The 25,472-nt window shown below is 71.0% G+C and carries 24 protein-coding genes and 1 tRNA gene; 18 read left to right on the plus strand and 7 right to left on the minus strand.

Going from position 1 to position 25,472, the window contains the following annotated elements; genetic code table 11:
- Positions 1-258: 258 nt before the first annotated feature.
- The 5 genes from ACIF83_RS08505 to ACIF83_RS08525 all read left to right on the plus strand — a co-directional run bounded on the left by ACIF83_RS08505 (position 259) and on the right by ACIF83_RS08525 (position 6,447).
- On the plus strand, positions 259-1,572 hold the full coding sequence (locus ACIF83_RS08505) for an ABC transporter substrate-binding protein (RefSeq protein ID WP_393470446.1): 1,314 nt from the start codon (positions 259-261) through the stop codon (positions 1,570-1,572).
- An 8-nt stretch (positions 1,573-1,580) separates the two neighbouring features.
- Positions 1,581-2,561, plus strand: coding sequence for a carbohydrate ABC transporter permease (locus ACIF83_RS08510; RefSeq protein WP_393470443.1), 981 nt, complete (start codon positions 1,581-1,583; stop codon positions 2,559-2,561).
- Positions 2,558-3,442, plus strand: a complete 885-nt coding sequence (locus ACIF83_RS08515; RefSeq protein ID WP_393470440.1) for a carbohydrate ABC transporter permease — start codon at positions 2,558-2,560, stop codon at positions 3,440-3,442. The genes ACIF83_RS08510 and ACIF83_RS08515 overlap by 4 nt, the downstream gene beginning before the upstream one ends.
- Positions 3,443-3,477: 35 nt before the next feature.
- Complete coding sequence (locus ACIF83_RS08520) at positions 3,478-5,496, plus strand: beta-galactosidase (protein ID WP_399724654.1); 2,019 nt, start codon at positions 3,478-3,480, stop codon at positions 5,494-5,496.
- 318 nt (positions 5,497-5,814) lie between these two features.
- On the plus strand, positions 5,815-6,447 hold the full coding sequence (locus tag ACIF83_RS08525; protein ID WP_393470434.1) for a hypothetical protein: 633 nt from the start codon (positions 5,815-5,817) through the stop codon (positions 6,445-6,447).
- A 72-nt stretch (positions 6,448-6,519) separates the two neighbouring features.
- On the opposite strand, the gene ACIF83_RS08530 is transcribed toward ACIF83_RS08525, so the two are convergent.
- Positions 6,520-6,593, minus strand: a tRNA-Pro gene (locus ACIF83_RS08530).
- Between the two features lie 99 nt (positions 6,594-6,692).
- Between ACIF83_RS08530 and ACIF83_RS08535 the strand changes: the two genes are divergently transcribed.
- Together ACIF83_RS08535 and cobF are read left to right on the plus strand one after the other, a co-directional pair.
- Entirely contained in the window at positions 6,693-7,214 is a 522-nt protein-coding gene (locus tag ACIF83_RS08535; RefSeq protein ID WP_393470431.1) for a DUF309 domain-containing protein, read from the plus strand.
- 66 nt (positions 7,215-7,280) lie between these two features.
- Entirely contained in the window at positions 7,281-8,060 is a 780-nt protein-coding gene (cobF, locus tag ACIF83_RS08540; RefSeq protein WP_393470428.1) for a precorrin-6A synthase (deacetylating), read from the plus strand.
- 38 nt (positions 8,061-8,098) lie between these two features.
- On the opposite strand, the gene ACIF83_RS08545 is transcribed toward cobF, so the two are convergent.
- Complete coding sequence (locus tag ACIF83_RS08545; protein ID WP_399724661.1) at positions 8,099-8,845, minus strand: cobalt-precorrin-6A reductase; 747 nt, start codon at positions 8,843-8,845, stop codon at positions 8,099-8,101.
- Positions 8,846-8,904: 59 nt separating this feature from the next.
- On the opposite strand from ACIF83_RS08545, the gene ACIF83_RS08550 reads away from it, so the two are divergent.
- On the plus strand, positions 8,905-9,684 hold the full coding sequence (locus ACIF83_RS08550; RefSeq protein WP_393470422.1) for a TIGR01458 family HAD-type hydrolase: 780 nt from the start codon (positions 8,905-8,907) through the stop codon (positions 9,682-9,684).
- Here ACIF83_RS08550 and ACIF83_RS08555 read toward each other — a convergent pair.
- The 3 genes from ACIF83_RS08555 to ACIF83_RS08565 form a co-directional block, all read right to left on the minus strand.
- On the minus strand, positions 9,673-10,446 hold the full coding sequence (locus ACIF83_RS08555; RefSeq protein WP_393470419.1) for a sulfite exporter TauE/SafE family protein: 774 nt from the start codon (positions 10,444-10,446) through the stop codon (positions 9,673-9,675). The genes ACIF83_RS08550 and ACIF83_RS08555 overlap by 12 nt on opposite strands.
- Before the next feature lie 87 nt (positions 10,447-10,533).
- Positions 10,534-12,045 (minus strand): long-chain fatty acid--CoA ligase, encoded by a 1,512-nt coding sequence (locus tag ACIF83_RS08560; protein WP_399724665.1) that lies wholly within the window; start codon positions 12,043-12,045, stop codon positions 10,534-10,536.
- A gap of 123 nt (positions 12,046-12,168) precedes the next feature.
- Positions 12,169-13,356 carry a thiolase family protein gene (locus tag ACIF83_RS08565; protein WP_399724668.1) on the minus strand — a complete coding sequence of 396 codons (1,188 nt, stop codon included), beginning with the start codon at positions 13,354-13,356 and terminating at the stop codon, positions 12,169-12,171.
- A 156-nt stretch (positions 13,357-13,512) separates the two neighbouring features.
- On the opposite strand from ACIF83_RS08565, the gene ACIF83_RS08570 reads away from it, so the two are divergent.
- On the plus strand, positions 13,513-14,346 hold the full coding sequence (locus ACIF83_RS08570; RefSeq protein WP_393470410.1) for an alpha/beta hydrolase: 834 nt from the start codon (positions 13,513-13,515) through the stop codon (positions 14,344-14,346).
- A gap of 153 nt (positions 14,347-14,499) precedes the next feature.
- On the plus strand, positions 14,500-15,297 hold the full coding sequence (locus ACIF83_RS08575; protein ID WP_393470407.1) for an SAM-dependent methyltransferase: 798 nt from the start codon (positions 14,500-14,502) through the stop codon (positions 15,295-15,297).
- Between the two features lie 16 nt (positions 15,298-15,313).
- On the opposite strand, the gene ACIF83_RS08580 is transcribed toward ACIF83_RS08575, so the two are convergent.
- Positions 15,314-16,168, minus strand: a complete 855-nt coding sequence (locus tag ACIF83_RS08580) for a Cof-type HAD-IIB family hydrolase (RefSeq protein ID WP_393470404.1) — start codon at positions 16,166-16,168, stop codon at positions 15,314-15,316.
- Between the two features lie 150 nt (positions 16,169-16,318).
- Here ACIF83_RS08580 and ACIF83_RS08585 point away from each other — a divergent pair, with 150 nt between their 5' ends.
- The 8 genes from ACIF83_RS08585 (at position 16,319) to ACIF83_RS08620 (ending at position 24,768) form a co-directional block, all read left to right on the plus strand.
- Complete coding sequence (locus ACIF83_RS08585; protein WP_393470401.1) at positions 16,319-17,164, plus strand: SAM-dependent methyltransferase; 846 nt, start codon at positions 16,319-16,321, stop codon at positions 17,162-17,164.
- A 39-nt stretch (positions 17,165-17,203) separates the two neighbouring features.
- Positions 17,204-18,607, plus strand: a complete 1,404-nt coding sequence (locus ACIF83_RS08590; protein ID WP_393470398.1) for a glutamine synthetase — start codon at positions 17,204-17,206, stop codon at positions 18,605-18,607.
- 2 nt (positions 18,608-18,609) lie between these two features.
- Complete coding sequence (locus tag ACIF83_RS08595; RefSeq protein WP_399724672.1) at positions 18,610-19,758, plus strand: amidohydrolase family protein; 1,149 nt, start codon at positions 18,610-18,612, stop codon at positions 19,756-19,758.
- 42 nt (positions 19,759-19,800) lie between these two features.
- Positions 19,801-20,328, plus strand: coding sequence for an NUDIX hydrolase family protein (locus ACIF83_RS08600; RefSeq protein ID WP_393471300.1), 528 nt, complete (start codon positions 19,801-19,803; stop codon positions 20,326-20,328).
- A gap of 197 nt (positions 20,329-20,525) precedes the next feature.
- Entirely contained in the window at positions 20,526-21,326 is an 801-nt protein-coding gene (locus ACIF83_RS08605) for a hypothetical protein (protein ID WP_393470394.1), read from the plus strand.
- Between the two features lie 73 nt (positions 21,327-21,399).
- The gene (locus ACIF83_RS08610; protein ID WP_399724675.1) at positions 21,400-22,734 is read left to right on the plus strand and encodes a PP2C family protein-serine/threonine phosphatase; all 1,335 of its coding nucleotides are present in this window, start codon (positions 21,400-21,402) and stop codon (positions 22,732-22,734) included.
- A 71-nt stretch (positions 22,735-22,805) separates the two neighbouring features.
- A complete protein-coding gene (locus ACIF83_RS08615) occupies positions 22,806-23,909 on the plus strand; it encodes an MASE1 domain-containing protein (protein ID WP_399724678.1) in 1,104 nt (367 codons plus the stop codon).
- 628 nt (positions 23,910-24,537) lie between these two features.
- Complete coding sequence (locus tag ACIF83_RS08620; RefSeq protein ID WP_393471297.1) at positions 24,538-24,768, plus strand: DUF5133 domain-containing protein; 231 nt, start codon at positions 24,538-24,540, stop codon at positions 24,766-24,768.
- Between the two features lie 23 nt (positions 24,769-24,791).
- Here the strand turns inward: ACIF83_RS08620 and ACIF83_RS08625 are convergent, their stop codons facing one another.
- Positions 24,792-25,469 carry an HAD family hydrolase gene (locus ACIF83_RS08625; protein ID WP_398137773.1) on the minus strand — a complete coding sequence of 226 codons (678 nt, stop codon included), beginning with the start codon at positions 25,467-25,469 and terminating at the stop codon, positions 24,792-24,794.
- Positions 25,470-25,472: the final 3 nt, after the last annotated feature.

A 25,472-nucleotide genomic window follows, 5' to 3' on the forward strand; every position in this document is an offset into this window, starting at 1 on the left:
TCGTGTTCACACAGCCCCCGCGGCCGCAGCTGCCGCGGGGGCTGCTCTGCCTGCTCTTCAACAAAGTTGCAGGTAACGGTGACGATTACGTTTCGGGCAAGAGACACCCCAGTGCGACCAGAGCTATTGACGCATGAGCGGACATGGGGCTGTTATTACGCCACGATGTTCGGTCGAGTTGGTTTCTGATCGGTTTCGAGGACCTTTCGGTGATCGACTCATCCCCTTGACCGAACCCTGTATGCCTCAGGAGCCGCCATGCGCCTCTCTCCTTCCGGTCTTTCGGTCCCGGGTCCCAGCCGTCGCTCGTTGCTGCGCGGAGCGGGCGGTGCCGCCCTCCTCGCAGGTGCCGGCATACCCCTGCTGTCCGCCTGCGGCGGCAGTGGCTCGTCCTCCGACCCGAAGACCGTCACCCTCGGCTCCAACGCCTCCGACGCCGTGCCGAAGAAGGCCTTCACGGATGTCTACGCGGCCTTCAAGAAGCAGTCCGGCATCACGGTCGACGTGAACACGAAGGACCACAACACCTTCCAGGAGCAGATCAACTCCTACCTGCAGGGCACTCCGGACGACGTGTTCAACTGGTTCGCCGGTTACCGCATGCAGTTCTTCGCGGCGAAGAAGCTGGCCACGCCGATCGACGACGTGTGGGCCAAGATCGGGGACAACTTCCCCGACGCGATGAAGAAGCTGAGCAAGGGCGAGGACGGCAAGTACTACTTCGTGCCGCTGACCACGTACCCGTGGGCGGTCTTCTACCGCAAGAGCGTCTTCCAGCAGCACGGCTACAAGGTCCCCACGAAGTGGGACGAGCTGGTCGCCCTGTGCAAGCAGATGAAGAAGGACGGCCTGGTCCCGATCGCCTTCGGCGACAAGGACGCCTGGCCGGCGATGGGCACCTTCGACCAGATCAACTTCCGCCTCAACGGCTACGACTTCCACGTCCAGCTGATGGCGGGCAAGGCATCCTGGACCGACGCCAAGGTCAAGGCCGCCTTCGACCACTGGGCCGAGCTCCTCCCCTACCACCAGGACGGCTTCATGGGCCGCACCTGGCAGGACGCCGCCCAGACGCTGGTGTCCAAGAAGGCCGGCATGTACCTCCTGGGCTCCTTCGTGGCCCAGCAGTTCACCAACAAGGCCGACCTGGACGACCTCGACTTCTTCCCCTTCCCGGAGATCAACCCCACGTACGGCCAGGACACCGTCGAGGCGCCCACCGACGGCTTCATGGTCAGCAAGGCCCCCAAGAACCACGCCGGTGTGGTGAAGCTGCTGGAGTACCTGGGCTCCCCGGACGCCGAGCAGACCTACCTCAAGGGCGACCCGAGCGTGGTGGCCGCCTCCAGCAAGGCCGACACCTCCTCCTACTCGGCGCTGCAGAAGAAGGCGTTCGACATGATCAGCGGCGCCAAGAGCCTCACCCAGTTCATGGACCGCGACTCCCGGCCGGACTTCACCTCGACGGTGATGCAGCCCGGACTGCAGAAGTTCCTCCAGAACCCCAAGGGCGTGGACAGCTTGCTGTCGTCGATCGAGCGCCAGAAGAAGCAGATCTTCGCGTCCTCGTGAGCAGCGGCATGACGACCGACACGACGACGAAGACCCCGGAGGCGGCCGCCGTGCCGCCTCCGGGCGCTGCTTCCGCATCCAAGCGGGCCACGCAGGGCCACCGGCGCCTGCTGACCCGCCGTGACCGGCTCACGCTCGCCCTGATGGCGGGCGTGCCCACGGTCCTGCACGTGGCCCTGGTCTGGGTCACCGCCCTCGCCTCCATCGCGCTCGCCTTCACCACCTGGGACGGCATCGGGTTCGACTCGATCAAGTGGGTGGGCCTCGACAACTTCACCCAGCTCTTCAACGACAACCCGCAGTTCTGGCCGGCCGTCCAGCACAACGTCGTCTGGTTCGTGGTGCTGATCCTGATCCCGACGCCGCTCGGCCTGTTCCTCGCCGTACAGCTGGACAAGAAGATCCGGTTCAGCCGCGTCTACCAGACCGCGTTCTTCCTGCCGGTCGTCATCTCCATGGCGTGCATCGGCTTCGTCTGGCAGCTCGTCTACAACCCGGACACGGGCCTGATCAACAGCATCATCGGCGCCAACAAGCCCGGCCACTACATCGACTGGATCGGCGACCCCAAGCTCAACCTGTGGGCCGTCCTCATCGCCGCGTCCTGGCGGCACACCGGCTACATGATGATCCTCTACCTGGCCGGTCTGAAGAGCGTCGACCCGTCACTCAGGGAGGCCTCGGCGCTGGACGGCGCGGGCGAGTGGCAGACGTTCAAGAACGTCATCTTCCCGACGCTGCGCCCGACCAACACGGTCGTCCTGGTCGTCACCATCATCGAGGCGCTGCGCGCCTTCGACCTGGTCTTCGTCTTCAACAAGGGCGCGCAGGGCACCGAGTTGCTGTCGATCCTGGTGACCAACAACATCATCGGCGAGTCCAGCCGGATCGGTTACGGCTCGGCCATCGCCGTCGTCCTGCTGGTGATCTCCCTCGCGGTGATCATCCCGTATCTGATCGCCACCTTCCGGAAGGAGCGGCGCGCATGAGCACGACTGTCACGCTGAAGCGGCGCACCCCCGTCCGGCCGGCCCGCGTCCTGCTGCACGTCTTCCTCGCCGGCACGGCCTTGGCGTGGCTCGCGCCCCTGCTGTGGGCGGTCTTCTCGGCGCTGCGGCCGTACAGCGAGACCAGCGCCAAGGGCTATGTGTCCTGGCCGGACACGCTGAACTTCGACAACTTCAAGAACGCGTTCGTCCAGTCGGACATGATGCACTACTTCGGCAACACGCTGATCATCGCCGTACCGGCCGTGCTGCTGACGCTGTTCCTGTCCTCGATGGTCGCGTTCTACGTCAGCCGGTTCGACTTCCGGCTCAACCTGGCGCTGCTGCTGGTCTTCACGGCGGGCAACCTGCTCCCTCAGCAGGTCATCATCACCCCGCTGTACCGGCTGTACCTGCTCACGAACCTGCCCGGCATCACGGCGAGCGGCAAGCTGTACGACTCCGCGCTCGGGCTCGTGCTGATCCATGTGGCGTTCCAGTCCGGCTTCTGCGCCTTCGTGCTGAGCAACTACATGCGCTCGCTCCCGCACGAGCTGACGGAGGCCGCGCTGGTCGACGGTGCCTCGGTGTGGCGGCTGTACTGGCAGATCACGCTGCCGCTGTGCAAGCCGGCGATGGCGGCCCTGGCGACCCTGCTGTCGATCTGGATCTACAACGACTTCTTCTGGGCCCTGGTGCTGATCTCGACCGGTGAGAACATGCCGATCACCTCGGCGCTGAACAACCTCTCCGGCCAGTACTTCACCGACCCCAACCTGGTGGCCGCCGGCGCCCTGCTCACCGCGATCCCGACGCTGATCGTGTACTTCGCGCTCCAGCGCCAGTTCGTCAGCGGCCTGACCCTGGGCTCCAACAAGGGCTGAGGCGCGCACACGTGAAAGAGAACGAAGAAAACCCAGTGAAACGCACCCTGTCCGTCCCCGGCCTCGCCTACGGCGGCGACTACAACCCCGAACAGTGGCCCGAGGAGGTGTGGGCCGAGGACATGCGCCTGATGCGCGAGGCCGGGGTGACCATGGTCAGCGTCGGCATCTTCTCCTGGGCCCTGCTGGAGCCGTCCGAGGGCGAGTTCGACTTCTCGCGCATGGACAGGATCCTGGATCTGCTGCACGAGAACGGCATCGCCGCCGACCTGGCCACCCCCACGGCGGCGCCTCCGGCGTGGTTCTTCCGCGCCCACCCCGAGGCGCTGCCGGTCGACCGGGACGGCCGTACCCTCTCCTACGGCAGCCGCCAGACGTTCTGCCCGTCCAGCCCCGCCTACCGTGCGGCGGCGCTGCGCATCGCGGGCGCGCTGGCCGAGCGGTACGCCGGTCATCCGGCCGTCGCCATGTGGCACGTGCACAACGAGTACGGCTGCCACAACGCGGCCTGCTACTGCGACACCAGCGCGGCGGCCTTCCGCCGCTGGCTGCGGGCCCGCTACGGCGACGACCTGAGCGCCCTCAACGACGCCTGGGGCACGACCTTCTGGTCCCAGTGGTACTACGACTGGGAGGAGATCCTGCCGCCGCGCGCCACCGGCGCCGTACCCAACCCGACGCACCAGCTGGACTGGCGCCGCTTCTGTTCGGACGAGCTGCTGTCGCTGTACACGGCCGAGCGGGACGTGCTGCGGGCGGCGGCCCCTGCGATCCCGGCCACCACCAACTTCATGGTGATGGCCACCTTCGACGCCCTCGACTACTGGCGCTGGGCGCCGGAGCTGGACATCGTCGCCAACGACCACTACCTGATGTCCGCCGACCCGGAGTCGGAGATCGACCTGGCGCTGAGCGGCGATCTGATGCGCTCGCTCGCGGGCGGCCCATGGCTGCTGATGGAGCACTCCACCGGCGCGGTGAACTGGCAGCCCGTCAACCGGGCGAAGCATCCTGGTGAGTTGCGCCGCAACGCGCTCGCCCATGTGGCGCGCGGGGCGGACGGCATCGCGTACTTCCAGTGGCGGGCGGCGAAGGCGGGCGCCGAACAGTGGCACTCGGCGATGCTGCCGCACGCGGGCACCGACAGCCAGATCTGGCGGGACGTGGTCCGGCTGGGCGCCGACCTGAAGGCGCTGGCCGAGGTCCGCGGCAGCACCGGCCCCGCCGAGGTCGCCGTCGTCTGGGACTGGAACGCCCGCTGGGCCCTGGAACTGCCCTCCCAGCCGAGTGGCGAACTGCGTTACCTGGACCTGGTCCGGGCCTGGTACGAGCCGCTGTGGCGGGCCGGCGTGGCCGTGGACTTCGTCCGTCCCGACGCGGACCTGTCCGCCTACCGCCTGGTCCTGGCGCCGAACCTGTACCTGGTCGACGACACGGGCGCGGCGAACCTCACGGCGTACGCCGAGCGGGGCGGCACCCTCGCCGTCGGCTTCCACAGCGGGGCGGTGGACGAGAACTGCCATGTGCGGCTGGGCGGTTACCCGGGGGCGTTCCGGGACGTGCTGGGCGTGCGCTCCGACGAGCCGTTCCCGCTGCTGCCCGGGCAGCAGGTCGCCCTGAGCGGTGCGGTGCCGGACGGGGCGACGGGCACGCTGTGGTCGGAGCGGCTGCGGCTGGAGGGCGCCGAGGAGGTCGCCGCCTACACCGACGGCCCGCTGGACGGCGTCCCGGCGGTCACCCGGCACACCTACGGCACCGGGGCCGCCTGGTACCTGGCCACGCTCCCCGACCCGGCCACGCTGACCGCCCTCCTGGACCGCATCCGCACCGAGGCGGGCGTGGAGCCGGTGCGTACCGCCCCGGACGGTGTGGAGGTGGTCCGCAGGCGCGGCCCGGAGGCGGACTACGTCTTCGTGATCGACCACTGCGGCCGGGGCGCGGACCTGCCCGTCGCACCGGGTGCCACGGAACTCCTCACCGGCAAGGAGACAGCCGGCACGGTCACGGTGGCGCCAGGGGACGTGGCGGTGGTGCGGGAGCCGCGCGGTCGGTGAGCCGCGTCCTGCGCCGGGGCGCACACGCCGTCGGGCGTGTGCGCCCGCCGGACCGACCAGGGTGTCCCCGCCGGACCGACCAGGGTGTCGTGGAACCGCTGGGTGAGCCTGCCGACGTCCTCGGGGTCGCGGGCGACATCGTCGTCTCACGATGCCGGTGAACTCGGTGACGGAACCCCCAGCACCTCCGCCTCGGGCGCGTCAGAGCACCGCCGCCGACCGGTTGGTGGAAAATCCCGAGGACGGTTCCAACGGCGAGGAGCAACGAGAGGTCGCGGGCTGATGGGGCGGGAGCCAATCGGTGTGTGGTCGTGGCGTATGCCGGACAGCCGGGAGAACTTCGGGGACGCCCTCGGTCCGCTGATCCTGGAGCGCCTCGGCCTCCGCGTGCGGAGAGTCTCCGTCCATGACGCGGAACTCGTGGCGTGCGGGTCGATCCTGCACAAGCTGACGAATCCGGCCACGGTGGTCTGGGGTTCCGGTCTGATGCATCCGCTTCCCCTGTGGGCTCCGCCGCGGACGGTACTGGCGGCCCGTGGCGCCCACACCGCCGCGTACCTGGGTGTCGATGTGCCGCTCGGCGACCCGGGCCTGCTGGTCGGCGCCCTGTGGGAGCGGTCTCCGGTGGTGAAGCACCGGCTCGGTGCGGTGCCGCACTGGCTGGACCGCCGGTCGTTTCCGGACGCCGACACGGTGATCGACGTGACGCGGCCGGTGGACGAGGTCATCGCGCAGATCACCTCCTGCGCGGTCATCGCCTCGTCCTCGCTGCACGGAATCGCGGTCGCGGAGTCGTTCGGGATCCCCTCGATGCGCCTTCCGCATGCGCGGACCGGGGGTGAGGACATCGCCTACGTGGACTACAAGTTCACGGACTATCTGACCGCCCTCGATCGCCCGCTCCCCGAGATTCAGCAGGCGCTGGTCGACGCGCTGAGGGCGGTCTACTGAGCGGGGCGCAGAAATACCGAAGGGGTCATCCCAGATCTCTCTGGAATGACCCCTGACCTGCGTCTGAGCAAGTCGGGACGACAGGATTTGAACCTGCGACCCCTTGACCCCCAGTCAAGTGCGCTACCAAGCTGCGCCACGTCCCGGTGCGCTCACTCGCGGTGACCCGCGTGATCGCGCGAACAGAACTTTACCCCACCGGCGGGGGTGCACCGAAGAGGGACCGGGCGGGGACAATCGGTCGTATGGGAAACGCGGGCGCAGCGGCGGGGAGGTCGGCGGACAGCCGGGACCGGGACGTGGCGGGGCGGGCGCGGAGCGCCCGGCCGCGGGACGGACTGGGGCGGCCGTTGCCGTACGGGGCGGAGGGGGTGGCCCGCCAGCCGGAGGGGGTCGTCAGGACCCCGCGGGAGACGGTCGCGCAGGCGCAGGCGCTGCTGGACGCGGGGAAGCCGTTCCACGCCCACGAAGTGTTCGAGGACGCCTGGAAGTCGGGGCCCGAGTCCGAGCGGACGCTGTGGCGGGGACTGGCACAGCTGGCGGTGGGGCTCACCCATGCGGCCCGCGGCAACAGCGTCGGTGGGGCGCGGCTGCTGCGGCGCGGCGCGGGGGCCATCGAGGAGTGGGCGGCCGAGCGGGGCGACGCGCGGCCGTACGGGATGGATCTGGTCCGGCTGGCCGGGTGGGCCCGCGACCTGGCCGGGCGGGTGGAGCGCGGGGCGGGGCCGGTGGACGCGGGGGCCGAGGCGCCCCGGCTCGGTTCCTGAGCGAGGCCGTCGGGGCCCTGCGGAGGCGGTGGGTTCACTGTCGGTGGCATGCGGCAGACTCGGGGTGTGCGAAAGATTCATGTCATCGGTATCGGTGCGGGCGATCCCGACCAGCTGACCCTGCAGGCGGTCAAGGCACTGCGGAGCACGGACGTGTTCTTCCTGCTCGACAAGGGCGAGGTGAAGAGCGATCTGACCCAGCTCCGCCGGGACATGGTGGACGCACACCGGCCCGAGGGCGGGTACCGGGTGGTGGAGGCCCGTGACCCGGAGCGGGACCGCAAGGCGGGCGGCTCCTCGTACTCGCCGGCCGTGGAGGACTGGCGCAGTGCACGCGCCGGGATCTACGAGCGGCTGATCGCCGAGGAGCTGGGCGAGGACGGCACCGGGGCGTTCCTGGTGTGGGGGGATCCGTCGCTGTACGACAGCACGCTGGGGATCCTGGAGGAGGTGTTGGCCGGGGGCGCGGTGGAGTTCGAGTACGACGTGGTGCCCGGCATCAGCAGCGTCTCCTCGCTGGTGGCCCGGCATCGTACGGGGCTGAACCGGGTGGCCCGGCCGGTGCAGATCACCACCGGGCGGCGGCTGGCGGAGGGCTTCCCTCAGGGGGTGGACGACGTCGTCGTGATGCTGGACGCGCACCAGGCCTTCCGGAAGTACGCCGAGGAGGACATCGACATCTACTGGGGCGCCTACATAGGCACCCCGGACGAGATCCTGGTCTCCGGTCCCCTCGCCGAGGCGGCCCCGCGCATCGAGCGGCTGCGCGCCGAGGCCCGGGAGCGCAAGGGGTGGATCATGGACACGTATCTGCTGCGCAGGCATCCCGGTCCCGGGGAATCCTGACGGACGAGTCGAGAAGGCGGGACCGACGGGTTCGGTGATCAGGAGCCGTCGAACCCCAGCCGGTCGAGTACGGCCGCCACGTCCGGCACCGCTGTCACGCCGTCGGGGAGCGGGGGGCGTCGTACGACGACCACGGGCAGCCCGAGTTCCCGTGCGGCCGTCAGTTTGGCGGCCGTGGCGTCGCCGCCGCTGTCCTTCGTCACCAGCACGTCGACGGCGTGGGCGCGCAGCAGCTCGGTCTCCGCGGCGAGGGTGAAGGGGCCGCGGGCCAGGATCACTTCGGTGTGCGGCGGCAGGGGCGCTTCGGGCGGGTCGACCGACCGCACGACGAAGTGCAGGTCCGTCAGGTGGGCGAAGGTCGCGAGGCCCAGTCGGCCGGTGCTGAGGAACACCCGGCGGCCCAGGCCGGGCAGGGCCTCGGCGGCCGCGGCCAGGGACGCCACGTCGTACCAGCGGTCGCCGGGGACCGGACGCCAGCCGGGGCGGCGCAGGACGACCGCGGGAACTCCGGTGGCCGTCGCCGCGCGGGCCGCGTTCGCCGTGATCGACTCGGCGAAGGGGTGCGTGGCGTCGACGACGGCGTCCACGTCGTGCGTGCGCAGCCAGTCCGCAAGGCCTTCCGCACCGCCGAACCCGCCGATCCGTACCTCGCCGGCCGGTGCGCCCGGGCGGGCGACCCGGCCCGCCAGCGACGTGGTGACCCTGACTCCGGGGCGGGCGGCGAGGTCGGCGGCGAGGCGCCGGGCCTCGGCTGTGCCGCCGAGGATCAGGATGTGCGGGGACATGGGGTGAGCGTACGAGGTCGTCCGCGCCGATCCGCCGCCCGGGTCGCTAGGGTCCGGTCATGGAATCCGTACGTGCCGTCCTGATCGACATCGACGGTGTCCTCACCGTCTCCTGGAAGCCGCTGCCGGGTGCGGTCGAGGCGTTGCGGAGGATCCGGGCCGCCGGTCTCGGCGTGGCGCTGGTGACCAACACGACGTCCCGGACACGGGCGTCGATCGCCGATACCCTGGCGGGGGCCGGTTTCGCGGTGGACGCCGAGGACGTCCTCACCGCGCCCGCGCTCACCGCCGCCCACCTCGCCGAGCACTTTCCGGGTGCCCGATGCGCTCTGCTCAACAGCGGGGACATCGAGGAGGATCTCGGCGGCATCACCCTGGTCGACGAACGTCCCGACGTGGTCGTCCTGGGCGGTGCCGGGCCGGAGTTCGACTACGCCGCGCTCAACCGGGCCTTCGGGTTTCTGCAGCAGGGGGCGCGGCTGCTCGCCGTGCACCGCAACCTGTACTGGCGGACCGAGGCCGGGCTGCAGCTCGATTCGGGCGCCTTCCTGCTCGGGCTGGAGAAGGCCGCGCGGGTCCAGGCGGAGGTGATGGGCAAGCCGTCCCCGGCGTTCTTCGAGGCGGCGCTGGCCCGGCTGGGTGTGACTGCGGGCCGGGCGCTGATGGTAGGCGACGACGTCGAGTCGGACGTTCTCGCGGCGCAGCGCGTCGGCATCACGGGAGTGCTGGTCCGTACGGGGAAGTACCAGCCGGAGACGCTCGCGAGCGCGAGCGGCACCCCGGACCACGTCGTGGACTCCTTCGCGGGCCTGCCGGCGCTGCTCGGGCTAGGCCAGTAGCAGCTGCAGGCCGCCCACGATCGTCGCGGCGATCACCAACTGCTCGAACAACCGCTGGTTGATCCGGTTCACAGCCCATTTGCCGAACAATGCGCCGGGCACGACGAACACCACGAGCGCCGCGTCAAGGAGCAGCGAGCGACCGTCGATCAGGCCGAGTCCGGCGCTGAAGGGCACCTTGGACACGTTGACGATGAGGAAGAAGAAGGCCGACGTGCCGAGGAAGCCGAGCTTCCGGAAACCCGCCGACAGCAGATACATCGACATCACCGGCCCGCCCGCGTTGGCGACCATCGTCGTGAACCCGCCGAGGACGCCGTACGAGCGGGCCTTCAGCCGGCCCGCCCTGGTGGTCACCGCGTCCGGTTCGTCCCCCGTCTCGGCCCGGCGCCGCCGCCACAGCGTGACCCCGGCCATCAGCAGCAGGATCGCGCCGATCGAGGTCCTTACGACCTCGTCGTCGGCCCACACCAGGAACAGCGTGCCGACCACCACGCCGGCCGCCACCGCCGGGAACAGCCGCCACAGGGTGGGCCAGTGGGCGTGCCGTCGGTAGGTGAGGACGGCGAGCACATCGCCCGCGATGAGGACCGGCAGCAGCACGCCGGTGGAGGCTCGGGCGGGCAGGACCGCCGCGAAGACGGCGAGGCTGACCGTGTTGGCCCCGCTGACGGCTGTTTTGGAGAAGCCCACGAGCAGGGCCGCGAAGGCGAGGGCGGCGAACTCCCAGCCGGATATGTGCCAGAGCGTCATCGTGTTCATGCGGGAACCGATGCTATGCGCACGCATCCGGCGGCGTAAGGACCGTCTCGCAGGGCGGTCCTCACACCCGGTGTGCCGGGCCCCCGGCTAGCGGGCCCCGTAGCGGGCCCGCAGCTCCCGCTTGAGCACCTTCATGCTCGGCCCGAGCGGCAGCTCGTCCGCGAACTCCACGCGCCGCGGGTACTTGTGCCGGCCCAGGTGCTCCTTGGACCACTCGGTGATGCCGTTGGCGTCGGGGGCGGTGCCCGGTGCCGTCACGACAACGGCGCACACCTCCTCGCCGTGCAGTTCGTCGGGCAGGCCGATGACGGCCACCTGGGCGACCTCGGGGTGCCGCATCAGGACCTCCTCGACCTCCCGCGGGTACACGTTGTAGCCGCCGCGGATGATGACGTCCTTCTTGCGGTCGACGATCCTGAGGAAGCCCTCCTCGTCCTTGGTGCCGAGGTCCCCGGTGCGGAACCAGCCGTCGACCAGAGCCTCGGCGGTGGCCTCGGGGCGGCCGAGGTACCCGGAGAAGACGTTGTGGCCGCGGACGACGACCTCGCCCAGTTCGCCCGGCGGCAGGAGCTCGATGCCGCCCTCCACCTCGGCGCGGGCGACCTCGACGTCGACGCCCCACAGCGGGTGACCGATGGTGCCGGCCCTGGTGCCGAAGACGGGCTGGTTGACGGTGGCCGTCGGGGAGGTCTCCGACAGCCCGTACCCCTCGTAGATCCGCGCGCCGAACGCGGCCTCGAACCGCTCCAGTACGGCGACCGGGAGGGAGGCGCCGCCCGAGATGCACACACGCAGTGCGGGCAGGGCGCCGGCGTCCGCTGCGGCAGCCGCGAACGCCACGAACATGGTCGGCACCCCGTGGAAGGTGTTCACGCCCTCCTCCACCATCAGCTCGATGGCGCGGGCCGCGTCGAAGCGGGGCAGCAGGACGAGCGTGGCACCCGCCCGCCAGGTGGAGTTGAGCGAGACGGTCTGGCCGAAGGCGTGGAAGAGGGGCAGCGCGCCGAGCGCGATGTCGTCGGCGCGGATGTCGTTGGCGTCGAAGGCGTTGACGGTGGCGTTCATCACCAGGTTGAAGTGGCTGAGCACGGCGCCCTTGGGGACGCCGGTCGTGCCGCTGGTGTAGAAGATCACGGCGGGGTCGTCGGCGGCGCGGGTGAGGTACGACGGGAGCGGCTCCGCGTCCGCGGCGAGTTTCTCGAACTGCTCGCCCAGGGTGACCACCTGGACGCCGGTGGCTGCGGCTGCGGCCCGGCCGGTCCCGGCCTGGGCCGGGTGGACGAGGAGCAACGTCGCACCGCTGTCTCGCAGGACGTGCTCGACCTCCCCGGTCGACAGCAGCAGGTGCACGGGGACCACCACACCGCCGGCCGCGGCGATCGCGTAATAGGCGACCGGGAACTCGGCGGTGTTGGGGGCCATCAGCGCCACCCGGTCCCCCGGCCGTACGCCGAGTCCGGCCAGCACCCCGGCCTGGGCGAGGGCCCGCTGCCACACCTCGGCGAAGGTGAGCCGCAGATCACCTTCGACCAGAGCCGTCTTCTCGGGACGGCGCCGGGCGTTCTCGGCGAGGATGGCGGCGACGGACAGGGTTGCCATGGAGTGGTGCTCCGTTTCCTTGCTGCGGCTCGTGTACCGAATCCCCTTGCGGGAGACCCCCGTTGATCCCCATGCGGGAAGCCCCCGTGGTTCCCTGTGCCGGAAGCGCCCGTCGGCGAATCGCTAGTGCCTCTCGACCAGCACCGCGCTCCCCTGCCCCACTCCCACGCACATGGTCGCCAGACCCCGTTCCGCACCGGTGCGGCGCATCCGGTGCAGGAGGGTCGTCAGGATGCGGGCGCCGGAGCAGCCGAGCGGGTGGCCGAGGGCGATCGCGCCGCCGGTGGGGTTCACCAGGTCGGGGTCGATGCCCAGCTGGTCGACGCACGCGAGCGCCTGCGCGGCGAACGCCTCGTTGAACTCGGCCTCCTGGAGGTCGCCGATCTCCCAGCCGGCCCGGGCGAGCACCTTGCGGGTGGCGGGGACGGGGCCGATGCCCATCACGTCGGGGTGGACGCCCGCCGAGGCACCGGCGACGTAGCGGCCGAGGGACTCCAGCCCCAGCTCGTTCAGGGCCTCCTCGCTGACCAGCAGGAGCCCGGCCGCACCGTCGTTCATGGGCGAGGCGTTGCCCGCCGTGACCGTGCCGCCCGCGCGGAAGACCGGCTTGAGGCGGGAGAGCTTCTCCAGCGAGGTGTCCTCGCGGACGCACTCGTCCTGCTCGACCGTGACGCCGTCCGGGCGCTCCACGGGCAGGAGTTCGTCGTCGAAGTGGCCGTTCTTGCGTGCGGCGGCGGCCAGTCGGTGGCTGCGCAGCGCGAAATCGTCCTGCCGGGCGCGGGAGACCCCGTACCGTTCGGCGACCTCCTCGGCGGTCTCCCCCATGGCCAGCAGACCGTGCAGGTCCTTCATGGCCGGGTTGACCAGGCGCCAGCCGAGCCGGGTGTCGAAGGTCTCGATGCGGTGCGGCAGGGCCTCGTCGGGGCGGGGCAGGACGAAGGGAGCGCGGCTCATCGACTCGGAGCCGCCCGCGATCACGATGTCGGCCTCGCCGGCGGCGATGGTGCGGGCCGCGGTGGTCACGGCTTCGAGACCGGAGGCGCACAGCCGGTTGACGGTGGCGCCGGGCACGGACTCGGGCAGGCCGGCCAGCAGCGCGGCCATGCGGGCGACGTTGCGGTTGTCCTCGCCGGCCTGGTTGGCGGCGCCCCAGTAGACGTCGTCGATGCGGGCGGGGTCGAGCGCAGGCACGTCGCCCACCAGGTGGCGGATCACGGTCGCCGCGAGGTCGTCGGGCCGTACGGCGGACAGGGCTCCGCGGAGCTTGCCGATGGGGGTGCGGCGGGCGGCCGCGAAGTGGACGGGACGCACGGCTGGGACTCCTGACCTACGACGCTGTGGATCAGCACGAATCTACGGGTGTGCGCCAGGCACACTTAATTAGCACTGCTAGTTTTGGACTATAGACCTCCGAGCGGCTCCCTGGGAAGATCCCCCGGAACCTTCACCCAGGCAGCCGGAGGAGACATGACCGACGTCCGCGAGCACGTCCTCGACGGCATCGTCGTACACGAGTGGCCGCACCCGGAGCCGCGCTATCTGGCCCTCGTGGTGCACGGGTACGGGGAACACGCCGGTCGCTACGACGAGCTGGCGGGCGTTCTCAACGCGCACGGGGCGGCGGTGTACGGGCCCGATCACGTCGGGCACGGAAGGTCGGCCGGTGAGCGGGTGGTGATCGAGGACTTCGAGGACGTCGTCACCGACGTGCACGCGGCGGCGGACCTCGCCCGCGCCGCGCATCCGGGCCTGCCGCTCGTCGTGGTCGGCCATTCCATGGGCGGCCTGATCGCGGCCCGGCACGCCCAGCGGTACGGCGCGGAGCTGAGCGCGCTGATCCTGTCCGGGCCGGTGATCGGCGTCTGGGAGCTGCCCGGGCGGCTGCTGGCCCTGCCCGAGATCCCCGACATCCCGATCAGCCCGGCCGCGCTCTCCCGTGACCCGGCGGTGGGCGCCGCGTACGTCGCCGACCCGTTGGTCTGGCACGGCCCGATGAAGCGGCCGACGCTGCAGGCGTTCGTCCGCACCCTGGAGGCCGTGGCCGAGGGCGGGGACATCGGCCCGCTGCCGCTGCTGTGGCTGCACGGGGACGACGACCGGCTGGTTCCGCTGCCGGGAAGCCGAATCGGGGTGGAGCGCCTCAGCGGTGGCCGGCTGACGGAGCGGATCTTCGTCGGGGCGCGGCACGAGGTCTTCAACGAGACGAACCGCGCGGACGCCTTCGCGGAGGTGCGCCGTTTCCTCGACAGGGAGCTGCGTCCCGGTGGGGCGCACACGGCCGAACCAGCACTCCCCCGCTGATCAGAGATCCAACCGGCCGCGCCGACAGGCACGTTGGCGGAACGCCCCGGACGGGCAAGTGACCGAAGACCACGTCCGCCCCACCCCAAGATCGTGTCAGACTGCTGGCACGCCCCCGACGGCAAGGGGGCCTCTCGAACGGAGGAACAGGACGTGACGGGGACCGAGCCGGCCGCCCAGCAGATCGACACCACCCGGCCGCATCCGGCGCGGGTGTACGACTGGTTCCTCGGCGGCAAGGACAATTACCCCGTCGACGAGCAACTCGGCCGCCAGATCGCGGCGATCGACGGGGGTGGCGCCCCGCGGGCCGCCCTCGCCAACCGGGGGTTCATGCGCCGGACCACGCGCGCGCTGGCCCAGGAGGCCGGCATCCGCCAGTTCCTGGACATCGGCACCGGCATACCGACCGAGCCCAACCTGCATCAGATCGCCCAGTCCGTCGCCCCGGACGCCCGCGTCCTCTACGTCGACAACGACCCGATCGTGCTGGCCCACGCGAACGCGCTGCTGCGCGGCACCCCCGAAGGTGTGACCGAGTACGTCCAGGCCGACGCCCGCGATCCGCGCGCCATCCTCGAACAGGCGGCCCGTGTCCTGGACTTCGACCGTCCCGTCGCCCTGTCCCTGATCGCCCTGCTGCACTTCGTCGCCGACGAGGACGGCGCCCACGAGCTGGTCGCCACGCTGGTCGACGCGCTGGCTCCGGGCAGCTGCCTGGTGCTGTCCACGATGACGGCCGACTTCGAACCGGAGAACGTCCGCAAGGGCATCGCCGCGTACGCCGCCGGCGGGGTGACCCTGGTGGCCCGCTCACAGGCCGAAGTGGGCACGTTCTTCAAGGGGCTCGAGCTGCTGGAGCCGGGCATCGTCTCCGTGGCGGACTGGCGCCCCGAGAGCGAACCGGACGGACCGATCTCGCTGTACGGCGCGGTCGGCCTGAAGCGCTGAGCCGCGCGCGCCTGTCCTAGAGACCGAGAACGTGCGCGATGGTCCGCAGCACCCCGTTCTCGTTGTTGGACGGGGCGAGGCGGCGGGCCCTGCGGACGACCTCCGGGTGGGCATTGGACATGGCGAAGGACCAGTCGGCGGCGTCCAGCATCTCCAGGTCGTTGAGGTAGTCGCCGAACACCATGGTCTGCGCGGGCGTGATGCCCAGCTCGCGCTGCAGGCCGCGCAGGGCGGCACCCTTGTTGGCGGTGCGGTTCATGACGTCGACCCAGTGCTCGCCGGAGACGACGACCTGGTGGGTGGCGGTGAACGCGTCGAGGGCCGGGGCCGTGGTGTGCTCGGCGGAACCGAAGTCGAACAGGGCCACCTTGATCACGTCGTCCTCGACGGCGGTGACGTCCTCGACGATCCGGTGCTCGACGTAGTACTTGCGCACCTCCGCAAGGAACGCCTCGTCGGTCCGCTCGACGTACGCCGACCGCTTGCCGCAGACCACGGCGCCGACGTCGACTCCGTCCGCGACCAGACGTCGTACCGTCCGGGCGAGGTCCGCGGCGACGGACCGGTCGAGCACGTCGGAGCTCAGCTCCACACCGTCGCGGACCACATAGGTGCCGTTCTCCGCGATGAACACCATGCCCTCGGCGACCTCGGCGAACTGCCGGGCCAGCGTGGCGTACTGACGCCCGCTCGCCGGGCTGAACAGCACACCGCGGCGGCGCAGTTCGGCGAGCATCGGCCACAGGCCGTCGGGTATCCGCTTGGCGTCGTCCAGCAGCGTGCCGTCCATGTCGGTGACGACGAGCCGGATGTCGGCGGAGCCGGCGGGCGGGCCGGGGGTTTCGAGCAGGGACGCGGGCGTGGCGGGCATGTCCTTCTTCCGGTCGGGAACGGGATACGCGGTGGGCGGGCGGGTAGGAACCGAGGGTTCCAGTGTTCCTCATGCGACCGGTTACCTCGGAGGGTGGCCAAGCTCTCACGCTGCGCGTTTCCCGGGACAGCGCGATCAACGGGCGGCACAATGACCACGACAACCGCACACGAGAAGGGCGGCGACGTGAGCGCGGGCGACTCCCCGACGGCCGGACCGGCGAGGCTGAACACCTCCGTGGCGCACAACGCGCGGGTCTGGAACTACTGGATCGGCGGCAAGGACAACTACGAGGTCGACCAGCGGGTCGGCGAGCACGTCGCCGGGATGTTCCCGGTGATCCGGTCGGTGGCCCGTGCGGACCGGGACTTCCTGGGCCGGGCGGTGCGCTTCCTGGCCGAGGAGCGCGGGCTGCGCCAGTTCCTCGACATCGGCACCGGACTGCCGACGGTCGACAACACCCACGAGATCGCCCAGCGGATCGCGCCCGAGTCGCGGATCGTGTACGTCGACAACGACCCGATCGTGCTCGTGCACGCCCGCTCCCTGCTCACCAGCTCCCCCGAGGGTGTCACCGACTACATCGACGCCGACGTGCACGACCCGGACGCCATCGTGCGGCGCGCCGGCGACACGCTCGACCTGGACCGACCGGTCGCGGTGATGATGCTGGGCATCCTCAACTTCGTCCTGGACACCGAGGCGGCCCGGGACATCGTGCGGCGGATCATGGCGGCGGTCCCCTCCGGCAGTCACCTCGTGCTCACCCACCCGACCTTCGACGCCGAGGTGGGCGGCGAGGGCAACATCGCCGCGATGGAGTTCTGGAACGCCAACGCCACCCCGCCGATCACCGCCCGCGGCGGCGCCGAGATCGCCTCGTTCCTCGACGGTCTGGAGCCGGTCGCACCGGGTCTGGTGCCGTGCTCGCGATGGCGCGCCGAGCCCGGCGCCGCCGCGGTACCGCAGTACGGCGCGGTGGCCGTGAAACCCTGAGCCCGACGACACCGGGGCCGAGCCCGCCGAGGAGGACGTATGACCACCCTTGCCGACCCGGTGCCCGGCGGGCGCCCCGGCGACCTGCGTCGGGTGGCCGCGCTCACCGCCGAGCTGGCCGCCCGGGGCGTGCACGGGATCGTCCTGGCCTATGTGGACACGGCGGGCATCGGCCGGGTCAAGACGATCCCGACGGCACGCCTGGAGGCCGCCGTGTCCTGGGGTGTCGGCATGTCGCCGGTGTTCGACACGTTCCTGGCCGACGACTCGATCGTCACCACCGACGTCCTCGGCTCCCCCGACGGCGACCTCCGGCTCTACCCCGACCTCGACCAGCTGGTGGTCCTGGCCGGGCAGCCCGGCTGGGCGTGGGCTCCCGTGGACCGGATCACTCAGGAGGGCGAGCGGCACCCCGGCTGTGCCCGGACCTTTCTGCGCCGGATCGTCGCCGACGCCGCCGACCGGCTCGGCCTCGCCTTCAAGGCGGCCGTCGAGGTCGAGTGGGCGGTCGGGCTCGAGGCGGCGCCCGCTGCGGAGTTCGTCCCGGCGGTCTCCGGGCCGGCGTACGGCGCGACCCGGCAGATCGAGCTGAGCGACTACACCGCCGACCTGCTGGCGGCGCTCGCGGCACAGGGCGTGGACGTGGACCAGATCCATCCCGAGTACGCGGCCGGGCAGTTCGAGGTCTCGGTGGGCGCAGGGGACCCGGTGGCGGCGGCCGACCGCAGCGTGCTGGTGCGGCAGACGATCCGGGCGGTGGCGCAGCGGCACCGGCTGCGGGTCTCCTTCGCGCCCGCGTTCCTCGCCGAGGGCGTCGGCAACGGCGGCCATCTGCACCTGTCCTGCTGGCGCGGCGGGGTGAACCTGCACTCCGGCGGCGAGGGCCGGTACGGCATGACGGCCGAGGCGGAGTCGTTCGTGGCCGGGGTGCTCGCCCATCTGCCGGCACTGCCGGCGGTCACCGCGCCGAGCCCGGCCAGCTATCTGCGGCTCAAACCCTCCCGGTGGGCGGGCGTGTTCACCGCCTGGGGCCGGGAGACCCGCGAGGCCGCGCTGCGCATCGTCACCGGCACGGCGGGCCGCCGGGACCGGGACGCCAACATGGAGATCAAGCCGGTCGATCTGGCCGCCAACCCGTATCTCGCGCTGGGCTGTGTGATCGCCGCCGGCCTCGACGGGATGACGGCGTCCCTGCCGCTGCCCGAGGAGATCACCGGGGACCCGGCCCGGTACGGCCCGGACGAGGCGGCCGCCCGCGGGGTGGAGCGCCTGCCGACCTCGCTGGTGCAGGCCGTCGAGGAGTTCCGTGCCGACCAGGTCCTGCGGGCCGCGCTGGGCCCGGTCCTGGCGGACGCGGTGACCGCCGTACGGCTCGGGGAGGCGGCCGCCGTGGACGGGCTGGACGACGCGCAGGTGGCGGCCGCCTACCGCTGGAAGTACTGACGATGCCCGCCCCCGGCTCCCTCCACGAGGTGCTCGCCGCGCTGCCGCTGGTCGACCACCACTGCCACGGCGCCGTCACGGCCGATGTCACACCCGAGCAGTTCGAGTCGCTGATCACCGAGGGCGAGGCCTGGCCCGGCAGCTCCACCTTCGACAGCCCTGTCGGCGTGGCCGTACGCCGGCACTGCGCGCCCCTGCTGGACCTGCCCCGGCACGCGCCCCCGGCCGACTATCTGGCCCGGCGCGCCGAACTCGGCTGGCGCGAGGCCAACCGCCGCTTCCTGACCGCCGCCGGAGCCGAGGTCTTCTGCGTCGACACCGGCTATGCCCCGCACCCCGTCACCTCCCCCGCCGAACTGGCCGAGGCCGCGGGCGCCGCCGCCCACGAGGTCGTACGGCTCGAGCAGGTCGCCGAGGCCGTGGCCGCGCGAGGCGTCGAGGCGGGCGAGTACGCGGCCGTGTTCCCGGCGGCGGCCGAGGAGGCCGTACGGCGGCCCGGAGTGGTCGCGGTGAAGTCGGTGGCCGCCTACCGCACCGGCTTCGCGCTCGCCCCCGAGCGCCCCACGGAGGCGGAGGTGACGGAGGCCGCCCGGCGCTGGCTCGCGGACGGCGGACGTCTGACCGACCCGGTCCTCGTACGGCACCTGCTGTGGACGGCCGTCGACCTCGGCCTGCCCCTCCAGCTGCACACCGGTTTCGGCGACGCCGACCTACGGCTGCACCGCGCCGACCCCGCCCTGCTCACCGACTGGCTGCACCTGACGGCCGGCACGATCCCGGTCCTGCTGCTGCACTGCTGGCCGTTCCACCGCCAGGCGGCCTACCTGGCCACGGTGTTCGAGCAGGTGTACCTGGACGTCGGCCTGGCCCTGCATTACACGGGCCCGGCCCGGTCCCGGGCGGTGCTGGAGGAGGCACTGGAGATCACCCCGTTCCGCAAACTGCTGTACAGCTCGGACGCCTACGGTGTGGCCGAGTTCCACCACCTGGGCGCGCTGTCCTTCCGGCACGGGCTGGCCGGAATGCTCCAGTCCCGGGTGGACGCCGACGAGTTGAGCCTGCCCGACGCCCTGCGTATCGCGGCCTGGACGGGCCGTGACAACGCCCGCCGACTGTACGGACTCCCCTCAAACGATCCGGCCCGCGACTGAGCGCGCGCCCCACCCGGAAAGTATGATCAAGCAATGTCTGACATGACCGAAACCACGCCCGGCTGGCTGACCACGGACGAGCTGGAAATGGCCAGGGCCCGGATGCCGATCCTGTACGTCGAGGCCGTGCCCGTGCGCGTGGACGACAGCGGCGAAGTCACGAGCATCGGACTGCTGCTGCGCATCGGCCCGGACGGAACGGTCAGCCGGACCCTGGTCTCCGGCCGCGTCCTGCACCACGAGCGGGTCCGTGACGCCCTGCTGCGCCATCTGGAGAAGGACCTCGGCCCGGTCGCGCTGCCCCGGGTGCCGGCCTCCCTGCAGCCGTTCACGGTCGCCGAGTACTTCCCGACGGCCGGCATCACGCCGTACCACGACCCGCGCCAGCACGCGGTGTCCCTCGCCTACGTCGTCCCGGTGACGGGCGACTGCCGGCCCCGGCAGGACGCCCTGGACCTGGTGTGGTTCAGCCCGCACGAGGCCGCCTCGCCGGCCGTGCAGAGCGAGATGCCGGGCGGGCACGGGATGCTGCTGAAGCAGGCCCTCGCCCACGTGGGCGTCGTGTCCTGACGTAGGTCGACTGGGTGACTGGGACTGGGTGACTGGCCTTCCTATCAGGCCAGTCAGGTCCCTGACCAGGGCTTTCCCGGCTGCGTTCAGGTTGTGTTCAGTCCTGCGGCGGCCCGTGGCAACACCTGCACCAGAAGCCCCAAAACTATGGCAAAGGGGGCTGGGGAAAGGGCAGTTGACCATGCGAGGGTGCGGCCATGAGCACAGAGCACGTCCTCGACCAGCGGCCCCACGACCATACCGGTGCCCGCGCGCGCATCCGTGAGAGCGCCAACAAGGTGCCCGAGGTCACCGTCTACTTCTGGATCATCAAGGTCCTCACCACCGGCATGGGCGAGACCGCGTCCGACTTCCTGGCCCACCTCCTCGGCCCCGTCCCGGCGGTCGGCCTCGGCGGTCTCGCCTTCGTGGCGGCGCTCGTGCTGCAGTTCGCCGTCCGCCGGTACGTGGCCTGGGTCTACTGGACGGCGATCGTCATGGTCAGCGTGTTCGGCACAATGGCGGCCGACGTGCTCCACGTGGGCCTCGGCGTGCCCTACACCCTCTCGACACCCCTCTTCCTGGCCGCCCTGGCCGCCGTCTTCGCCCTCTGGTACGCGAGCGAGCGGACCCTGTCGATCCACAGCATCCGCACCCGCCGCCGCGAGACGTTCTACTGGGCGGCCGTCCTCGCCACGTTCGCGCTCGGCACGGCCGCGGGCGACCTCACCGCGTCCATCGGCTTCGGCTACCTCGGCTCGGCGGTGCTCTTCGCCGTGGCGATCTGCGTCCCGGCCCTCGCCCATGGGGCGGGCACCCTCGGCGCGGTGCCCGCGTTCTGGACGGCGTACGTCATCACCCGTCCCCTCGGCGCCTCGCTCGCCGACTGGATGGCGCTGGAGCCGCACCGGGGCGGCCTCGGACTGGGCCTCGGCCCGGTGACGCTGTCCTGGACGGTGGCCATTCTCGGGCTGGTCGGCTACCTCGCGCTGTCCCGGCGGGATGTCCGGAACGCCTGAATCCGCTCACTGATGCCACAATCGAAAGGCGACGCAGCCGCTTGATCGGATCGTGTCAGGAGGCCGGAACACAATGGCGAGGGAGCGGGAGGGGAGACCGCCGAGGCAGCCGCACCTGCCCGACCTGCACGTGCAGCTGCGTTCCGAGCTGGGCCGGATCGACGAGCAACTGCGTGACCTGCTGTCCGCCATGGACCGGCTGCAAGGCCTGCTGGACGCGGTCGTGGCCATCAGCCGTGAGGTGGAGCTGCCCGCGGTGCTGCACCGTATCGTCACCACCGCCATGGACCTGGTCGGCGCCCGCTACGGGGCACTGGGGGTGCTCAACGAGTCCGGGGAGCGCCTGGAAAAGTTCATCACGGCCGGACTGTCCGAGCAGGAGCGCAACGATCTGGCCGACGTCGGCCTGCCACGGGGGCGGGGTGTCCTCGGCCATCTGATCCACCACCCCGAACCCCTGCGGGTCGAGGACATCCCGAGCCATCCCGCCTCCGCCGGATTCCCGCCCGGCCATCCGCACCTGCGCACCCTGCTCGGCATCGCCATCACCGTGCGTGGCGAGATCTACGGCGATCTCTACCTCTCCGAGCGGCACGACGGACGGCCCTTCGACGTGCACGACGAGAACGTCCTCCTCGCCCTGGCCAGCGCCGCCGGCATCGTGATCGAGAACGTCCGTCTGTTCGAGCGGGTGCGCGTCGGAGCCGAGCAGTTCCAACGGCTCCTGCTGCCCACCCTGCCCGACCTGCGGCCTTTCACCGCAGCCGCCATCTACCAGCCCGCCGCCCAGCCCAGTCAGCTCGGCGGGGACTGGTACGACGCCATCCCCCTTCCCGACAACGTCGTGGCGGTCGTCATCGGCGACGTCGTCGGGCATGATCTGCACGCCGCGGCCTCCATGGCCTCCACCCGCAACATGCTGCGCGCTCTGCTGCTCGACCAGAGCAATCCGCCCGGCGCGATCCTCACCCAGCTCGACCGGGCCCTGCTGGCCACCACGAACAATCCCGTCACGACCACCACCCTGGCCCGTATCGAACCCGAGGGAAAGGGCTGGCGGCTGTGCTGGAGCACCGCGGGCCACGTCCCGCCCCTGCTGATCACCCCTGAGCATCACATGGAGTTCCTGTTCGCCGAGCCCGGGCTGCCGCTCGGGGTCGACACCGAGCAGGCGCGCCCCGACCACTCCCGCTTCCTGCCTCCGGCCGCCACCGTGGTCTTCTTCACCGACGGACTGGTCGAACATCCCGCCCATTCCATCGACGAGAGTCTGGCCGAGCTGGCCAAGCTCGCCGCGGAACATGCCGCCCTGCCCCTGGGAGAGTTCGTCCGGGCACTGGCCGAGCACCATCCCAGCGACGGTCACGACGACATGGCCATCCTCGCCCTGCGCACTCCGGAGGCCTGAGCGGTGGCGTGGAGGATCCGCGCGATCCGACGGATGATGGGCTTCGGGGCGATGGACACGGAGGTCGCCCGATGGCTGTCGCACGGCATGAACGGCTCGGGCGCACCGGGCTGGCCGTTCTGGAGATCTGTGTCATCGCCGGGCTGTATTTCGGCGCGGCCAAGGTAGGACTGCTCCAGCAGCTGGTGCGCGGCCAGGTCACGCCGCTGTGGCCGCCCAGCGGCATCGCGGTGGCGAGCCTGCTCCTGCTCGGCCCGCGTGTCTGGCCCGGGATCGCGCTCGGCGCGTTCCTGGTCAACTTCCCGCTGGGGCCGTCGCTCCCGGCCGTGCTGGCGATCGTGGCGGGAAACACCCTCGCGCCCCTGTGCTCCTACGGGCTGCTGCACCGTTCCGGGTTCCACAACGAACTGGACCGCTTCCGGGACGCGCTCGCCCTGATCTTTCTCGGCGCGTTCACCGGGATGCTGGTCAGCGCGACGACGGGCACCGGGACCCTGGCCCTGTCCGGGGTGCTGACCTCCAGCGACTTCTGGCCCACGTGGTCGGTCTGGTGGACCGGCGACGCGATGGGTGTCCTGGTGGTCACGCCGGTCCTGCTCGTCCTGCGTTCGGCGCACTGGCCGAGCAAGGCGACGTCGGCCCGGTGGGTGGAGGCGCTGCTGCTGCTGGCCGCGACTGCCACCATCGGTTTCCTCGAGACCGGCCGCACGCCGCTGCTGTTCCTCGGCTTCCCGCTGCTCATCTGGGCGGCCTTCCGCTTCCAGCTGGCCGGGGCCGCGCCCTGTGCACTGGCCGTGTCGACCTTCGCGATCATCGCCGCCGGCCGGCAGACCGGCCCGTTCTCCGGTCACGACCTGCTCGCCGACATGATCACCCTGCAGGCGTTCAACGGCTCAGCCGCGCTGACCGCGCTGCTGCTCGCGGCGGTCATCAGCGAGCGGAACACGGACCAGCGGGAGATCACGCGAGCCTGCCGGCAGCTCGCCGCGATGGCGGCCAGGATCGCCACCGGCGACCACCGCCCGACACTCCCCGACGGGGAGGGTACGAGTCCCGCGGACACGGAAGCGGACACGGAAGCGGGCACGGAAGCAGACGCGGAAAAGGCCGTCACCTCATCTCCGAGAAGACGGCCTCCGACCGGCGACAAAGCTGGTCGGGACGACAGGATCTGAACCTGCGCCCCCTTGACCCCCAGGAGTAAGGGAAAGAACCCAGCACGTTGGCCAGCGCGCACACCGTGTGTTCCCCAAATGGTCCCCAGAGCGCCGGCGCTACCGACCGTGCTCCTGCATGCATACGTCCACGTGCGGGGGTGGGGAGACCTCCTCAAGGCCCACGCACGATACCTCGGCTGGCTCACACACAGGGCCGAGTGGTCAGGTGCCACAGGCCGGGACGAATGAGGCACTCACCGTGGAAAACGGCAGCCGGAGCCCGCTCTCTCACGGAGGAGTGACCACGGACCCCGGCCTCGCCCTTGCGGCGGTTGGCTGCCGCCATCGCCGACTCATGGCGGCACCCGGCGCCTCCGACTCTCCGTTTCCAAGACGACGTGGCTCCTGAAGGGCAGCACTCAGGCGCATCCGTTGCCGAGTGATGTCGATACTTGTGGCCTGGGTGAGGCCGTTGGGAAACCGAGTCGCGCGAGTTGGACGGCTACGAGCACGGCCTTCACGCGTTCTCCCGGGCCTGGAACGAGCGCGTGCCACGCGTCCCGCTGACACCGCGACCAACCGCATAAGCGCGTGGGCCTGGGGTATTCGCCTCGCGAATGACAGGTTCGCAAGAATGGAGGCCCTGGTGCTGATGGCTCACCCCGCGGTGTTAAAGGACCTGATCGAGCAGTACGAGACCCTGCGCGCACTGCATGCCGAGAACGGCAGCCCGGCCGCACGGCAGCGGATGGACGACGTCGCCTACACCCTGTGTGTGTCGACCGGCACCCGGGACGTCGACATCGCCCTCATCGCCGCCCGGCACCAACTGCCCGGCGCCCGCCCCCAGGACGACTCCGTACTCACGGCCGGCTGATCCCACACCTCCTCGGCCTCTGGTCACTCCCTGTCGGCGAAGACACTGGAGTCCAGGCGTCCGAGGAGGTCGGCGGGATCTCGGTACACGGCGTGGGCACCGGCCGTCTCCAGGTCCGCGCGCGGGATCCCGCCCGACAGCACCGCCACCGGAACCACTCCGTCCCGTACGGCGGCCTTCATGTCCCAGACGGTGTCACCGACGAACACGGCTCGTTCGCTCGGTACGCCGGCGAGTTCCCTGGCCTGCTGGACGGGGTCGGGTGCGGGTTTGCCGTCGGCGACGTCGTCCGCGCTGGTAGCCCCGAGGATGACGTCGTCCGCGTCGAGGGCACTCCGCAGCGCGGCCAGTTCCGCGCCGCTCGCCGAGGTCGCCAGGACGATCTCCCAGCCCCGCCCGGCCAGCGCGCGCAACAGGTCGCCCGCCTCCTCCAGCGCCGGCAGCCGCTCGAAGTACGTGGCGTACAGAACGTGGTGGGCCGCGGCGAGCTGCTCGTCCTCATCGGGATGGCGGTCGGTGCCCTCGCCGAGCAGGTGGTCCAGCAGGTCGCCGCCGCTGAGCCCCACGGCCCGGTGGATCTCCCGCATGGGAACGTGGCGCCCCGCCTGCCGGAACGCCTCCCACCAGGTGACGACGTGCAGGTGATTGGTGTCGACGAGCGTTCCGTCGACGTCGAAGATCGCAGCACGTTTCGTGGTCATCGC

Source organism: Streptomyces sp. NPDC085866 (genome assembly GCF_044541035.1).
GTDB lineage: Bacteria > Actinomycetota > Actinomycetes > Streptomycetales > Streptomycetaceae > Streptomyces.